The 15694-nt window shown below is 75.0% G+C and carries 7 protein-coding genes; 4 read left to right on the top strand and 3 right to left on the bottom strand.

Translation table 11 applies throughout. The annotated features are described in order from the left end of the window. The first annotated feature begins 43 nt into the window (after window positions 1–43). Complete coding sequence (gene ligA / locus ACZ6J5_RS09035; RefSeq protein ID WP_469389262.1) at window positions 44–2179, top strand: NAD-dependent DNA ligase LigA; 2136 nt, start codon at window positions 44–46, stop codon at window positions 2177–2179. Window positions 2180–2332: 153 nt separating this feature from the next. Here the strand turns inward: ligA and ACZ6J5_RS09030 are convergent, their stop codons facing one another. After that, a complete protein-coding gene (locus ACZ6J5_RS09030; protein WP_469389260.1) occupies window positions 2333–4282 on the bottom strand; it encodes a choice-of-anchor A family protein in 1950 nt (649 codons plus the stop codon). Between the two features lie 263 nt (window positions 4283–4545). After that, window positions 4546–5559 (bottom strand): LacI family DNA-binding transcriptional regulator, encoded by a 1014-nt coding sequence (locus ACZ6J5_RS09025; protein WP_469389258.1) that lies wholly within the window; start codon window positions 5557–5559, stop codon window positions 4546–4548. A 242-nt stretch (window positions 5560–5801) separates the two neighbouring features. Here ACZ6J5_RS09025 and ACZ6J5_RS09020 point away from each other — a divergent pair, with 242 nt between their 5' ends. Together ACZ6J5_RS09020 and ACZ6J5_RS09015 are read left to right on the top strand one after the other, a co-directional pair. Continuing rightward, window positions 5802–7901: a fructose-specific PTS transporter subunit EIIC gene (locus ACZ6J5_RS09020; RefSeq protein WP_469389256.1), complete on the top strand. Its 2100-nt coding sequence runs from the start codon at window positions 5802–5804 to the stop codon at window positions 7899–7901. 86 nt (window positions 7902–7987) lie between these two features. Beyond that, complete coding sequence (locus ACZ6J5_RS09015; protein ID WP_469389254.1) at window positions 7988–9739, top strand: class I mannose-6-phosphate isomerase; 1752 nt, start codon at window positions 7988–7990, stop codon at window positions 9737–9739. Window positions 9740–9855: 116 nt separating this feature from the next. On the opposite strand, the gene ACZ6J5_RS09010 is transcribed toward ACZ6J5_RS09015, so the two are convergent. After that, on the bottom strand, window positions 9856–10869 hold the full coding sequence (locus ACZ6J5_RS09010) for a translation initiation factor 2 (protein WP_469389252.1): 1014 nt from the start codon (window positions 10867–10869) through the stop codon (window positions 9856–9858). A 102-nt stretch (window positions 10870–10971) separates the two neighbouring features. On the opposite strand from ACZ6J5_RS09010, the gene ACZ6J5_RS09005 reads away from it, so the two are divergent. Continuing rightward, the gene (locus tag ACZ6J5_RS09005; RefSeq protein ID WP_469389250.1) at window positions 10972–15672 is read left to right on the top strand and encodes a hypothetical protein; all 4701 of its coding nucleotides are present in this window, start codon (window positions 10972–10974) and stop codon (window positions 15670–15672) included. The last annotated feature ends 22 nt before the right edge of the window (window positions 15673–15694 follow it).

The following is a 15694-nucleotide window of genomic DNA, read 5'->3' as shown; positions in this document are numbered from 1 at the left end:
GGCCCCGGGCGGCATTGTCAGACCCCCACGCGATGATGCCCGCATGACCGCGACTCCCGCCGTTGAGGCGTGCCCTGCCCTGTCCGTTCGTGCCGACTACGAGGCCGCTCTGGAGCGCCTCCGTGAGGCTTCGCGCGCCTACTACGGCGGCGAGAACAGCCCCATGGACGACGCCTCGTTCGACCGGCTGCGCCGCGCCGTGCTGGAGTGGGAGGCCGCGCACCCGGACGACGCCGCCGGCTCGCCGACCGGGATGGTCGCGGACGGCGCGGCGCCCGAGGGCGACGTCCCGCACACCTCGCGGCTGCTCAGCCTCGACAACGTCTTCAGCCCCGAGGACCTCGTCGGCTGGGAGGCCTCGCTGCGGCGGCGCCTCGGGCGCGAGCCCGAGGGCGGGTTCACGGTCGAGCCGAAGCTGGACGGCGCGGCGGTCGCCGCCCGCTACCGCGCGGGACGGCTCGTCCAGATCGTCACCCGAGGCGACGGCAGCCACGGCGAGGACGTCAGCCATGTCATCGGCTCCGTCGTCGGACTGCCCGAGCGACTGGCCGAGCCGCTCACGTTCGAGGTCCGCGGCGAAGTGCTCTTCACCCAGGAGCAGTTCGAGACGGCGAACGAGGTGCGCACCGCGCACGGCGGAGCCCCGTTCGCCAACCCGCGCAACGGGGCGGCCGGCACGCTGCGCGCCAAGGACCGGCCGTACCGACTGGAGCTCACGTTCTGGGCGTACGGCGTCGTCGACCTGGACGGCGCCTCGTTCCTGCCCCCGGGCGCGGGCCACGCCCGGGCGCTCGCCGCCGTCGCGGACGCCGGGGTGCGGACCACCGCCGACACACCCGCCGGGCTGCACGTCGTCGACACGCTCGCCCAGGCCCAGCGGCAGGTGGACGCCATCGCCGCGATGCGCGCGGGGCTGCCGTTCGGCATCGACGGCGTCGTCATCAAGACCGACAGCGCCGCCGAGCAGGAGGCGGCAGGCCTCGGCAGCCGCTTCCCGTACTGGGCCATCGCCTACAAGCTGCCCGCCGTGGAGCGGCAGACGGTGCTGGAGGACGTCGTGTGGGAGGTCGGCCGGACGGGGGTGCTGGCGCCGACGGCGATCCTGACGCCGGTCGAGATCGACGGCTCCACGGTCTCCCGGGCCACCCTCCACAACCCCGCCGACATAGCCCGCCGCGGCCTCCACCTCGGCGACACCGTCACCGTCTACAAGGCGGGCGACATCATCCCCCGCGTCCAGGCCCCGGTCGTCGGGCTGCGGCCCGCGGGCGCGCCGCCGGTCCCGCTCCCGGAGGCGTGTCCGAACTGCGGCGGCGCCATCGACACGAGCCAGGAGCGCTGGCGGTGCGCCAAGGGCACCGCGTGCGCGCTCGCCCCGTCCATCGAGTACGCCGCCGGGCGCGACATCCTCGACATCGACGGCCTGGGCCGGACGTACGTCAAGGCGCTCATCGACTCCGGTCTCGTCACCGACGTCGCCGATCTGTTCACCCTGACCGAGGAGCAGCTCACGGTCGCCTCCGGCAGCGAGAAGCGCGGCGCGAAGCTCGCCGAGCAGCTCGGTCTGGCCCGGACGCGGCCGCTCAGCCGGGTGTTCTGCGCGCTCGGCATCCCGGGCACGGGGCGCAGCATGTCGCGCCGGATAGCCGGCCACTTCGGCACGATGGACGCCATCCGCGCGGCGACCGTGGAGGATCTGCGGGCCGTCGAGGGCATCGGCCCGGAGAAGGCACCGGTCGTCGTCGCGGAGCTCGCCGCGCTCGCCCCCGTCGTCGACAAACTCGTCGCCGCCGGCGTCAACATGACCGAGCCTCGGCGGGCCGGGGCCGAGGAGGCCACCGCGGCAGGGCAGGGCACGGGCGCGCTCGCCGGGAAGACGGTCGTGGTCACCGGCAGGATGACCGGGCGTCTGGACGGCTTCGGGCGCTCTCAGATGAAGGAGCTGATCGAGCGGGCGGGCGGCCGGGCCGGCAGCGGCGTCAACGCCAGGACCACGTATCTGGTCGCCGCCCCCTCGGCGTCGGGCAAGCCGAGTTCCAAGGCGACGGCCGCGCGGGAGCTCGGCGTCGAGGTGCTCACCCCGGAGGAGTTCGCCGATCTCGTCGCCGAGCAGCTCGGGGCCGAGGACCTCGTGACCGAGCAGCGCGAGACCGAGCAGGGCGTAACCGTTGCTTCGTAACTTGGCCTCGTAGCCGACGACCTCGTGACCGATTCGCTCGGCTGACGCCGGCCTCGGACCGGGAGGCGCGGCCCGGGGGCCCGCGGCCCCGCACGACGCCCGTGCCCGCCACCGGGGAGGGGTGGCGGGCACGGGCGTCAGCGGTCGTTCAGGTCACGCCTTCCTGGCTTGGCCGGAGCGGGTCGCGTGCGCGGCGCAGCCGCCGTAGCCGGGGTCGCCGTAGCCTCCGTCCCCGTACCCGCCGTCGCCATGGCCACCGTCGCCGTGGCCCTCGTCCCCGTAACCGGTCGGCTCGCAGGGGTTCTGCTCGCGGCTGTTGTCCAGTCGCGCGACGACGACCGCGTGCTCGGCGCTCACGACGTACGGGCCCGTGACGGGGTCGGCGGGCAGCACGTAGCCGTCGGGCACGGCGGTCTCACGAAGGTAGTACGTGCCGTTCTCCAGGTTGTCGAAGGAGCACAGGCCGGCCGCGCTCGTGGTGCACGCGGTGCCGACGCGGGTGTCCGGGTCGGCACCGGTCGCCTGCAGACCCGCGCGCCCGTTGGTCTCCTCCCACAGCTCGAAGCTCGCGCCGGGCAGGGGATCCTTCGTGTCGGCGTCGGTCTTGACGAGGGTGACCTTGCCCTTGTCCTGCGGGACCGGGGACTTCCGGTTGGGCGCGGTGACGGAGACTCCGGCGCTCGCGTTCTGGTCCGTCAGGACCAGCGGGCCGAAGACGGCCGGGGAGGGAAACTCGTAGCCGCTCGGCGCGGCCGTCTCCTCCCAGTAGTACGTACCGGTCTCCACCGTCCGCGAACAGATGCCGTCCGCTCCGGTCACGCACACCGTGCCGACCTGCGTGTCCGGCTGCGCGCCGCCCGTCTGGAGGCCCGGCACACCGTTCGTCTCCTCCCACAGGCGGAACGTCGCACCCGGCAGCACCGCACCCGACTCCGCGTCCGTCTTCACCACCTTCACCGCACCCGTGACCGGCGGCGGCGTCGTACCGCAGTCGGGCAGGTCGCCGTTGAAGGGGTACGCGTGGAACTCCTGGCCGCCGCCTCCGGTGGCGGAGCTGGTGTGGGTGACGGAGCCCGTGGTGAAGAAGCGTCCGTTGATGCCGGGCAGGGTCACGGTCGTCATGGAGGACTGCTCGCCCATCAGGAAGCTGCCCTGGAACTGGCCGGTGCCGTTGAGGCCGACCGTGGTGGCGTCGGGGAAGTTCCAGAGCAGGCGGTCGCGATAGGCGTTCAGCGGGTCGAGGGAGTCGGTGAGGGCGCCGCTGTAGGTGTTGATGACGCGGTTCGCGCCGAGGAGGTTGACCAGGATCGTCGCTCCGGCGGGGATCCCGCTGAACACGACGCCCTGCTGGCCGCCGCTCGTGGAGGCGATGTCGAAGTCGACGTTGAAGACCTGAAGGGCGGAGGTGTTGTCGCCCGTGAAGAGGGTCTGGAAGTTCTGGTTGACCGCGGTGCCGGTGGGCGTCCGGGGCTTCCCGTCGACGCGTGCGTAGCAGCGGCTCGCGGTGGTGAGCCGGTCGCGGAGGCCCGCGTACGGGGTGACCGCGTTCGCGTCCTGGACGAGGGTGCCGGTGACGTCGCCGGTGGCCGTTCCCGCGTGGCGCACGGTGCCCGTCTCGGTGAGGAAGCCCCCGGTGGTCTCCAGGCGCTGGCCGGAGGCGATCGTGACGTCGCCGCCGGTGGTGAGGAAGTCCGCGTCCTTCGGCGGGACGACCCGGGAGCCGACGCCGACGATGCCGAGGTTGTAGAGGCCGCCGACGGTGGATTCCTTGTTCTGGTCGAAGTCGTCCAGGACCACGACCCGGCCCTCGGCCTCGGCCGCCCGGCCTCGGACGAGGAAGTCGTCGCCGACGAAGATGTTGATGCCCGCGTCGCGGCCCGCGAGCGGCCCGTTCCCGATCTGCGGGTACGGGTCGGGGCAGCTCCCCGGCACGCAGGGCCCGAGCCCGCCCGGCAGCGGTGCCGCGACCGCGGCCGAGCCGCCCGGGCCCAGGAGCAGGGCGGGGACGGCCGCGAGGCTGACGGCGCAGGAGAGCCCAGCCGAGAGGGCCCGCTTCCGGGGGCCCGGTGGGCGCCGGCGGCGCCGCGAGGTGTGGTGTCTCATGGGCCGGAGTCTTCGGCCCCCGGTACGGCTCCACCATTCGCACGGCCCGGGGTTGGGCCGCTCAGGGCGACCGCTCACCGAGAGGCGTGAAGCGGGACCGCCGAAAGGAGTACCGGCACGAAGGCCGGAGGCCGGAGGCCGGAGGCCGACACCCGACGGGGGCGGTCCCCGGCGGAGGTCGGCACCCGGCAGGGACCGTCACCCGGCAAGGACCGTCACCCGGCGCGGGCCACGTCACCGGCGCAGGCCGCGCCTCCGGGCGCTCACCCGCGCGCCGCGCCCTCGTACGTACGGATCTCCACCGGGACCACCGACGTGCGCGGCGCGGGCGGGGACGCCGGGGTGTCGAGGCGTTCCAGGAGCATCCGCGCCGCGCGGCGGCCGACCTCCTGGGCGTCGTAGGCGGCCACGGTGAGCGGGGCGTCCAGCAGGTCCGCCGTGTCGACGTCGTCGAAGCCGGCCACGGCGACCCGCGCGCCGGTGGCCTTGGCGGCGCGCAGGACGGCCAGCGTGTTGCGGTTGTTGGCGGTGACGACGGCCGTCGGCCCGGCCGCGAGCAGGTCGGCGGCGGCCGCGAGCGCCTCGGCGGGGTCCGTTCCGCAGTGCCGTACGAGGGCCGGATCGTGGAGCAGGCCCGCCTCGTCGTGGGCGGCGAGGAAGCCCCGTAGGCGCTCGGCGCTGGTGTAGGCGGCCTCGGCGTTGCCGAGGAAGGCGATCCGGCGGTGCCGCTCGCCGAGCAGGCGGCCCGCGAGGGCCCGGCCGCCGCCGAAGTCGTCGACGAGGACGCAGTCGGCCCCGTGGCCGACGGGCGGCCGGGCGACGAGGACGGCGGGGGTGCCCGCGGTGTGCTCGGCGCGCAGGTGCGTGTGGTCGTCGCCGGCGGGGACGACGATCAGCCCCTCCACGCGCCGGCCGACGAAGTCGGTGGTGAGCGCCCGCTCCTTGGTCTCACTGTCGGCGGTGTTGGCGACGACGGTGAACAGGCCCTGCCGCTCCAGCTCCGACTCGACGCCGAGGGCGAGGCGGGAGTAGAAGGGGTTGGCGAGGTTGGTGACCATGAGCGCCACCAACCGCGTGCCCTGGCCGAGACGCAGCGCGCGGGCGTTCTCGTTGATGCGGTAGCCGAGCGCGGCGACGGCGGCCAGCACCTCGCTCCGCGCGCTCGCGCTGATGCGCGGGTCGTCCCGGAGCACCCGGGAGACGGTCATGCTCGACACCCCCGCCCGTGCCGCGACATCGCGCATCGTGGGCTTCCCGCTCTTGCTCCGCGGTGTCATCGCGCCGTCCCGCTTCCCGTCCCGTGTCCCGTGTCCCGCTCTCCTGCCGTGACCAGTATCGGCGCATTCGCGTGACCACGGGGTGTTCCACCCGCGCACCGGGCCTCCGGGGTTCCTTCTGCCCCCGGAAAGGGGCCGAGCGGCCGTGCGGGTAAGGACTTTCGCCTCGGCTCCGGGGTGCTCCCGCCGCCCTATGTTATCGATAACTCGCAATGAGGCGAGGATGAGGAATCGAGATCCGAATGCCTTCTCCCCAGGTCTCCCCGACCGACAGCACGGCTCCCGCCCCCGGGCTCCGGCTCGTCGCGATCACCGCCTGTCCCACCGGCATCGCGCACACCTACATGGCGGCCGAGAAGCTCCAGCAGGCCGCCGAAGCGGCCGGACACACCATCAAGGTCGAGACGCAGGGCTCGATCGGCGCCGAGAACGTCCTAACCGCCGCGGACATCGCCGCCGCCGACGGTGTGATCATCGCCGCCGACAAGGACATCGACCTCGCCCGCTTCGGCGGCAAGCGCGTGGTCGGCGCCTCCGTCGCCGACGGCATCCACCGCCCCCTGGAGCTCATGGAGCGGACCAGGAAGGCCCCCGTCCACCACGTGGCGGAGTCCACCGCCGGACCGCCCGGCGGCGGCGGTCGCGAGCGGAGCACCGTCTACAAGGCCCTGATGAACGGCGTCAGTTACATGATTCCGTTCGTCGTCGTGGGCGGGCTGCTGATCGCCGTCTCGCTCGCCGCGGGCGGCCACCCGCAGGCCGACGGCGGCCTCGTCATCCCCGACGGCTCGCCGTGGAAGCACGTCTTCGACATCGGCTTCATCGGCTTCCAGCTGATGGTGCCCATCCTGTCCGGCTACATCGCGTACGCCATCGCCGACCGGCCCGCGCTCGTCCCGGGCATGATCGGCGGCTGGATCGCCAACACCGGTGCGCTGTACGACTCGGAGTCCGGCGCCGGCTTCATCGGCGCCATCGTCACCGGCTTCCTCGCGGGCTACCTCGTCCTCGCCATCAAGAAGGTCAAGGTCCCGAAGTTCGCCCAGCCGATCATGCCCATCATCGTGATCCCCATCGTGGCGACCACGACGCTCGGCATGTTCTTCATCTACGTGCTCGGCAAGCCCATCGCCGGGGTCTTCGGCGCCCTCACCTCCTTCCTCTCCGGCCTCACCGGCGGCAGCGCCGCGCTGCTCGGCGTGGTGATCGGCCTGATGCTCGCCTTCGACATGGGCGGCCCCGTCAACAAGACGGCCTTCCTCTTCGCCACCGGCATGATCGCCGAGAACAACCTGTACGTGATGGGCATGTTCGCGGCCGGCGCCTGCGTCCCCGCCTGCGGCATGGGCCTCGCCACGCTGATGCGCCGGCGGCTCTTCGACGAGCAGCAGCGCGAAGCCGGGCTCGCCGCGATGTTCATGGGCTTCTTCGGCATCGCCGAGGGAGCCATCCCGTTCGCCGCGGCCCGTCCCGCGCAGGTGATCCCGGCCAACATGCTCGGCAGCGCGGTCGCCTGCGGACTCGGCGGCGCCTTCGCCGTCACCGGCTCGGTGCCGCACGGCGGCCCGATCGTCGCCCTCATGGGCGCCATCGGAGGCGTCCCGCTCTTCTTCCTCGCCGCCGCGCTCGGCACCGTCGTCACCGCCGTCACCGCCGTCACGCTCCTGGAGCTCAGCGACCGGCGCGCCGCCGCACGCGCGGAGGCCGAGGCGATCCTCTCCGGCCCGACCGGACCCGGCGCGCCCGCGCCCTCGTCTGCGCCCGCGCCCGCGGAGATGGCACTGGCCGGGGCTCCCGCCGGGACCAGGACCGGGATCAGGGACGGGGCCCCGTCCCTGGACAAGCCCGCGCCCGCTTCCTCCCCCGTCTCCTCTCCGGAGCCCCGTTCCGTGCTCGGCGGCGCGATGACCTGCGACACCGTCACGACCGCGCTCGCCGCGCGGGACAAGCCCGCCGCCCTCCGCGAACTCGCCGGCCTCCTCGGCCGCTCCGGCCGCGTCACCGACCCGGCCGCCCTGGTCGAGGCCGCCGAACGGCGCGAGGAGTTGAGCACCACGGCGCTCGGCGACGGCATCGCGATCCCGCACGCCAAGACCGACGCCGTCGTCCGGCCGGTCGTGGGCTACGCCCGCAGCGAGCACGGCATCGACTGGGACGCACCCGACGGCGTCCCCGTACGCGACCTCTTCATGATCGCCGTACCGGAGCGGATGGCCGGGGACGAGCACCTGCGGCTGCTCGCCGCCCTCGCCCGCAAGCTGGCCGATCCCGACTTCCGCGCCCGGCTCGGCGCCGCGACGACGCGGGACCGGACCCTGACCGTCCTGGAGGACGTGGCATGACCCACTCCCCCCGCCCCACCGACGCCGACCCCCCTGCCCCCGCCCGTACTCCCTCCCTCACCCCCACCCTTCCCCGGAGCGCACCCATGACCGGCAGCCACACCCCCGAGCTCACCTACGACCGCGAGCCCCGCTACCGCCCGGCCGGCGGCGCCGTCGGCACCGGCTGGGACGGCCTCGTCGCCTCGCTGCCGACGCGCGGCGTGACCGTCGCCGTCGACGGGCCCGCCGTCCTGGACTGGGACCTGCTCGCCAAGGAGGTCCAGCGGGCGCTGGCCGCGCGCGGGGCGTCCGTCCGCGTCGTCGACGTACGGCGCCTGTACGCGCCCTGGGAGAAGATCGTCGAGCGCACGGCGTCCGGCCCGCTCGCCGACGACCCGTTCTACCTGCCGCTCGCGGACAACCCGCTGTCCGACCTGTTCGACAGCGCACTGGCCGTCGAGGGCGGCAGCGACTGCGTCACCCTCGTCGTCGGGCCGGGCGCCGCGGAGGCGCCGCACGACGTCCTCTGGTACGCCGACCTGCCCAAGCGCTACGCCGAGCGCGCCCACACCGAGCGCCGGGGCGCGCTGCTGGGCCGCGCGGACACGGTGGGCCGCGACTTCAGGCGCCTGTTCTACGTCGACTGGCCGATGATCGACCGCCACCGCGACGCCCTCGCCCCGCGCGTGGAGCGGTGGATCGACACCCAGTCGCCCGAGGGTCCCGCGTGGCTGGACGGGAGCACGCTGCGCGCCACGCTGGCCGAGCTGGCCGAGGCGCCGGTGCGCACGCGCCCGTACTTCAACTCGACGCCCTGGGGAGGCACCTGGGGCCGGGACGAACTCGGCTTCACGCCGCAGGCCGGCAACACGGCGCTCGGGTACGAGCTGATGGCGCCCGAGAGCGGCGTGCTGCTCGGCGAGGACGCGGGCGCGCAGGTCGAGGTGCCGTTCCAGCTGCTGCCCGTACTGCACCCGGAGCGGTTCCTCGGAGCGGACGTGCACGGCTGGTTCGGGACCTCGTTCCCCATCCGCTTCGACTACCTGGACACCGCGGACGGCGGGAACCTCTCCCTCCACCTGCACCCGAAGGACGCCTACATGCGGGCGCGCTTCGGCTACCCGTACACCCAGCACGAGACGTACTACATGACGGCGGTCGGCGAGGGCTCGCAGGTGTACCTGGGGCTGCGCGAGGAGTTCGACCCGGCCGCCTTCCGCGCGGACGTCGAGGCGTCCACGCGGGGCGCCGAGATGGACGTGGCCACGCACGTCAACGCCTTCGACGCCGAGCGGGGCCAGCTGTTCATGATCCCGGCCGGGACCCCGCACGCCAGCGGCGCCGGGAACGTGGTCCTGGAGGTCAGCGCGACCCCGTACCTCTACTCCCTGCGCTTCTACGACTGGCAGCGCATGGACGCGGAGGGCAACCCCCGGCCCCTGGCGTACGAGCACGCCTTCGCCAACCTCGACACCGGCCGCAGGGGCGACGCGGTCGCCCGCGACCTGGTGCGGCGGCCGTCCGTGCTGCGCACCGGGGAGGGCTGGCGCGAGGTGGTCGTGGGCGCGCTTGCGGAGATGTTCTACGAGGTTCGGCGCGTCGAGCTCGACGCCGCCGCGACCGCCGTCGACGACACCGCGGGGACGTTCCACATCCTCAACGTGGTGGAGGGCGACGGCGTCCTGATCGAGTCCGCGCACGGCACGCACCCGCTGGCCCGCTTCGAGACCCTGACCGTCCCCGCCGCGACGGGCGCGTACCGCCTGCGCGCGGTGGGCGACGGTCCGGTCAAGGTCGTGAAGTCGCTCGTGGTCCGGGCGCCCGAGAGCCACCGGGAGGCCACCACGAACAGCTGAGTCAATGGGGTGACGGCCCGGGGAGGGGCCACCGGAGAACCACCGGCCCCTCCCCGGGCCGAGCGACGTTCCGGGCGACGTGCCGAGCCGCGCACCGAGCCGCGCACCGCCGAAGCCTAGAAGGGGTCCCCGTAGCCGTTGCCGTCGCCGTCGCCGTCGAGCTCCGCCAGGACGCGGCGCTCGACCGCCTCCACCTCGTACCGCGCGTCGGGGTCGTCGGCGGCGCGGACCGCCGCCCGGACCAGGGCGAGGTAGAAGAGGGCGGGGGCGCAGGGGGTCCAGGACTCCTCGGGCTCGTCGCGGATGAAGCGCAGGACGCCCTCGGGGCTCGCGTCGACGAAGGCGTGGGCCTCGTGCTCCCACTTGTCGGCCACGCCTCGGCTCCAGCGCAGCCGCAGGTCCTCCTCGGACAGGTCGGTGAGGACGGCCCGGAAGAAGCCCGCCCACTGGTTGTTGCGCACGTCGAAGCCGAAGCCGAGGAGTTCGAGGTCCACCGCGTCGGAGGCGAGGACGGCCAGCTCCTCGCGCAGGGCCCGGCGCGCGGCGGTGTGCAGGCTGACGCGCCCGTCGGCGGAGAGGTCGTGGTTGCGGGCGAGCCCCTCGTTGGCGGAGGAGTTCCACTTGGAGGTGTTCGGCCCGGCCACCCGCGAACTGCGCCGTGAGAACAGCATCTTGCGGTCCTTGCCGGTCTCGACCGCGATGTTGACCCCGAAGCTGCAGAACATGAACGGCTGGACCTCCAGCAGGTCCTTCCCTTCCAGATACTGCTGACGGAGGGTCAGACCGTTGCGCTGCTCCCGGCCGAGGTTGAGCGAGGTGGCGAGGAAGTCGTAGTAGTCGGCGTCGCACAGGGTGAGCGTGGCGACGGGGATCTCCGCCGTGTGGGTACGGGAGACGACGAGGCGGCGCACCGCGAACCGGGGGTTGTTCCAGCGGTACGGTTCGCCGGCGGCCTCCTTGCGGGCCTCCTCCGCCTCGATCTCGCGCCGCCACTCGGCGACCTCGTCGGGCAGCTCCACCCGCGTCGGCACGTACTTCACGCGCATGTTCTCCTCGGCGATCGGACTGGTGCCGTCCCCTTCGAAGACATGGCAGTCGGTCTGCCGCCCGACCACGGTGAATCTGTCCATGTCCATGGAGGTCCTCAACCCGCCCTTCACGAGGCGCCGTTCGGAAACCCGTGACACGCGTCACGCCGGTGGATCAGTATAGGCGCGGGAGGGACTACGGGCTTGGCTGCCGATGTCGAGATCAGACGGGACGCGCTCCGGTCGACCGGGCTTGTCGGCACGGTCGCCATCGCGGAGTACGGCGAGCGCGGCGGGCTGCGCGACCGCAGGCACGTCCTGCGCGCCCGCGCCCGTTTCGCGGCCCTGTGCGACCGGCTCGGTTTCGCCCGGGCCGAGGCGCTGGAGGGCGACGGCACGCTGGAGCGGGTGGACGAGGGGCTGCGGCGGTTCGTCGCCGCCGACGCGCAGCGGAAGATCCTCTACTGGACCGGCCACGGCCACGCCACGGAGGAGGACGGGTACGTCCTGGCCTGCCGGGGCAGCTACGAGCCCGGTCGGCCGCACCCCGTCGCCACCCGAGCCATGCCGTTCGCCCGGCTCCTGGACCGCCTGTCCCATGTGCGCGGCTCGGAGCTGCTGGTCGTCATCGACGCGTGCGAGTCGCAGCAGACCCTCGACGAGGCCGACTGGCTGTCCGCGGCGCTGCGGCGTCACCGGCGGACCGGTCGGGAGCCGGGGCTGGAGGTGTCCGAAGGCTCGCACCGACGGGCCGGCCGGGACGGCGCCGCAGCCGCGCGCGAGGGCGGCGCCCGGCCGGGCGCCTTCGCCCGTGACGGGCTCGTGTTCCTCGCCACCGCGGGCGCCGACCGGCCGGTGGAGGAGAGCCTGTGGGTGGACTGGCTCCAGGACACCCTCGCCGACCGGGGCCTCGAACTCGACGGCACGGTCCGCCCGTTCGAGCCGACCGCGCCCTTCCTCCTGGTGCCGGACCTGCTGGAGGCGATCGACCGGCGGGCCGTCGCCGCCGGGTACGAGGACGCGGCGCTGCGGCCCGCGTACGTGGAGGTCCGCTCCCTCGGCCGTCGCTTCCTGCACAACCCGCACTACGACTCCGCCGACGCCGTCTACCGCACCGCCGCGCTGCCGCCCGACCACGAACCCTGGCTGACACCGGCGCAGTTCGGGCCGGTGAACGACGGGCTGCCGCCGGGCCAGTTCTCCGGCCGGGTGCGCCCGCTCAGCAGGCTGGTGACGTGGGCCGCCTCCCAGAGCCGGGGCATGGTGGTGGTCACCGGCCCGGCGGGGACCGGCAAGACGGCGCTCCTCGCGCGCCTGGCCCTGCTGTCGGTGCCCCGGCACGTCCGGGCCCTCGAACCGGCGCCGCCGCCGCAGACCGTGCCCCGGCCCGGCTCGGTCCACGCGGCGGTCTCCTGCCACGGCCAGTCCCTGAACTCCCTGTCCCAGACACTGCTGCGCGCCCTCGCGCCACTGGGCGCGCTCGCCCCGGTGGATGCTCTCGCTCCGCCGGGTGTTCTCGCCCCACCAGGTGCGCCCGCCCCGCCGGATGGTCTCCCTCCGCCGGGTGCTCTCCCTCCGCCGGGTGCCGGGCCGCCGCACGACGCGGGCGTCACCGCGCGGGACGCCGTCGAGCGGATCGGCGCGCTCGTCCCGCGCGCCGGCGGTGTCACCCTGCTCGTGGACGGCCTCGACGAGGCGATGCCGGGGCAGGCCCACGAGATAGCCCGCAGGCTGCTGAACCCGCTCTCCCGCCGCCCCGGCGTCAAGGTCGTCGTCGGCACCCGTGCCCACCCCCGCAGGACCGTCGACGGCGCGGCCTCCGAGTCCCTCGTCGACGCCCTGGACAGCTCCTCCCCCCTCCTCGACCTGGACCGCGACCGGGACACCGAGCGGGACATCGCCGCCCTGGTGGCCGCCCTTCTCTCCGACACGCCCGGCTCCCCGTACGCCGGACCGGATCAGGAGGCGGCGCGGCTGGAGGCGGCGGCGCTGGTGGCGCGGCGCTGCGGGCGCCGCTTCCTCGTCGCCCGCCTGGCGGCCCGCGCGCTGGCCCGGCAGTCCGCCCCGCTGCCGGCCGCCGCGCTCGACCGGTTCGTCCAGCGCGGCGGCGCCGAGCTGCGCGCGCGGATGGCCGAGGAGCTGGACGTGCTCGACCCCGGGGACCGCGACCGGTGCGCCGAGCTGCTGCTGCCGCTCGCCGTGGTCCAGGGCCCCGGCCTGGACGACCCGGACCTGTGGCTCGCCCTGGCCAACGCGCTGCGCCGCAGACGCACCCCGGAGATCTCGCGCGGCCTGCTCGACAGTGTGCTGCACCGGCTCAAGGGCGTCCTGATCACCGTGGAACACCGGCTCGGCCTGCCCCCGCTGCACCGCCTCGACCACGCCAGTTACGGCCCGGCCCTCCTGGAGCGGGCCCGGCTGGCGGAGGGGGCGGCGCACCGTCGCGTCTTCGACGCCCTGCACCGCCCGGCGGGCGACTGGGACCGGGCGCACCCGTACACGCTCGCCTGTCTCGGAGCGCACGCCGCCCAGGTCCCGACGGGCGCGGACGAGCCGCCGGACGAGCCGCACCCGCTGGCACAGCTCTTCCTGGACCCCGAGTTCCTGATCCGGACGGACCCGGACGTGATGCTGCCGCTGACCCGGCACGTGGCCGCCGACGGCGAGGGCGCCCAGCTCTACCAGCGGCTCGGCGCCGCGTTCCGGGCCCGTCAGGAGCACGGGCCGCGCCGCGCGGTCCTCGCCGCCGAGGCGTTCGCCGGCCACCGGGACCTCCACGAGGCGCTCGACCGGCTGCCGGGGTTCGCGGAACGGGCGTGGCGGGAGGTGTGGACGGACGCGGTGCCACGGCCCGCCGAGCTGACGCTGCCCGCCCCGCTCGGTGGCGCGCTGGCCCTGGACTGGAGCCGGTCGGGGCTGCTCTCCCTCGCCGGGCGCGGGGAGATAGTCGGCCGGCGTGCCGACACCGGCGCCTACGTCCACACCCGGCGGGCGCCCCGGGACCCGGAGCGGGACGCGCTGTTCGCCGCCGTCCGCGAGACGTCGCTGCGCGGGCGGCGGATGACCGTCTCGCACGACGGCCGGTCGCTGCACCTGTGGTGGGGCGACGAGCGGCTGCCGCGCCGCACGTACGGCTGGGACGGGACGGTCGGCTCGCTGGACGCGGCCCCGTGCGGCGACGGGGTGCAGATCGTGGCGGCGGACGGGCACCGGGTGTGGGCGTGGCGCTGGGCGGTCGCGGCGGGCGGCGCGCCCGGTGCCGGGGACGTACGCCATGACGTGCTGCCCGTACGCGCCGACCGGGTGGCGCTGCTGGCCCTGCGCGACCGCTGCTTCCTGCTGACCGCGTCCGGCACGCTGACCCTGCACGAACTGCACGTCAAGCGCTACGGCGACCGGCCCCTGGTGCGCGCCCGGCACGAGCTCCCCGGCGAGCCCGGGGTGCGCCACCTCGCCGCCGTGGCGCTCGCCGAGGACGCCGGGCACGGTCTGGTGGCGGTGGCCGAGGCGGGCGAGGACCGGGACGCGGTCACCGTCTGGCGGGTCTCCGCGCCGGGGCACGGGGACCCGGCGATCGTCCGGGTGGCCCGCGTCGAGTCGTCCGCGCGGCAGATCGCCCTCGGCAGACGGGGCACGCTGCCGCTGCTCGCCCTGAACGAGGGCGGGCGGGTCCGGGTCCTCGGGCTCCCCGGGCGGGCGGCACGCACGGCGGCGGGCGGGGCCGACCCGGCACGCCTGGCGGACCGCCCGGAGACCGTCCTGCGCCTTTCGGCGCCGGGCAGCGGGCTCGCGTTCGATCCCGCCGGCACCGGGCGGCTGGCGGTCGGGGACGGCGACGAGGTCCGGGTGGTCGACACCGGGGCGCCTGACGGCCCGGATCCGGACCCGCGGCCGGTGGGCGGCGAGACCTGGCCCCGGTCGGGCGTGGCGGCCTCGCCCGGCGGGTCGCTGCTCCTGGCGCGGGCGACCGGCGATCGGGTGCTGATCGGCGTGCACACCCCGTTGCGCGGCCGGACGGGCCCGGGGCTCTCCTTGTCGCGGGACCCCCGGGGACCGCGAGGGCCTCGGGGACCGCTGGTCACGGCGGTGTCCGCGCTGTGGCAGGACGGCGCGTGGCTGGTGGCCGCCGCCGCGGGGCGCCGCGTGCGGGTGTGGCGGCTGTCCGAGGACCTCGCGGAGTGGGCTGAGGACGAGCCGGTCGAGCTGGCGGGGGACGTCAACGACGTGGTCCCCGGGCTCGCTCTCGTACCGGCTCCCGGGGGTGGGTGCCTGCTGTTCGTCCCGGATGGCGGCCGGGTGCTCCCGTACGGCCGGGAGGGCGGGACGTGGACCGCGCGGCCCGCGATCGCGGCCGCCGACGTGAAGGTGTGCCATCTGGCCGCGCACACGGCGGACGGGCTGACCTGGATCGTGGCGGACCGGGGCGACTCGCTGAGCCTGTGGAAGGGCACGGCGAGCGGCTTCGACCGGGTCGCGGTGCTGGCCGCCGCGCCCGACCAGCGCGTGGGGCTCGCCCTGACCAGCCGCGACGACGGCGGGGTACGGGTGCCGCTGCTGGCCTGGTCTGAGGCGGGGGCGCTGCGGCTGGCCGAGTACGACGACGGGTGGACGGTCCGCCGCTGCGCCGCCCCGCACGGCCCGCCCGCCGCGCTCGCCTTCGCGGGGGCGGCCCGCCGGCCCCTGCTGCTGGCGTTCGGCGGGACCGGGACCGTCACCGTGCGGGACGTGGCGGGGAACGTCACGCTCGACGAACTGGCGGTCCCCCACCGGGGCGTGGAGGTGCGGGCGGCGGGCGCCGCGTACGGGTCGCGCCACGGGCTGACGCTGTTCGTGCAGGGCCGGGACCGCTGCGACCAGTTGAGGATTCCCCAGGACCGGCTGGCCGCCGCGCTGGGGCGCGGGTGACCCCGGGCCGGGGCGACGGGAG

This window comes from Streptomyces sp. NPDC042100, from assembly GCF_055582325.1.
The sequence above is the reverse complement of the archived record's forward strand: the minus strand, read 5'-3'. Positions and strand labels throughout refer to the sequence as shown.

Coding starts and splice junctions, on each gene's coding strand:
- ligA (WP_469389262.1), top strand. CDS start 44: ATGACCGCGACTCCCGCCGTTGAGGCGTGCCCTGCCCTGTCCGTTCGT.
- ACZ6J5_RS09030 (WP_469389260.1), bottom strand. CDS start 4,282: ATGAGACACCACACCTCGCGGCGCCGCCGGCGCCCACCGGGCCCCCGG.
- ACZ6J5_RS09025 (WP_469389258.1), bottom strand. CDS start 5,559: ATGACACCGCGGAGCAAGAGCGGGAAGCCCACGATGCGCGATGTCGCG.
- ACZ6J5_RS09020 (WP_469389256.1), top strand. CDS start 5,802: ATGCCTTCTCCCCAGGTCTCCCCGACCGACAGCACGGCTCCCGCCCCC.
- ACZ6J5_RS09015 (WP_469389254.1), top strand. CDS start 7,988: ATGACCGGCAGCCACACCCCCGAGCTCACCTACGACCGCGAGCCCCGC.
- ACZ6J5_RS09010 (WP_469389252.1), bottom strand. CDS start 10,869: ATGGACAGATTCACCGTGGTCGGGCGGCAGACCGACTGCCATGTCTTC.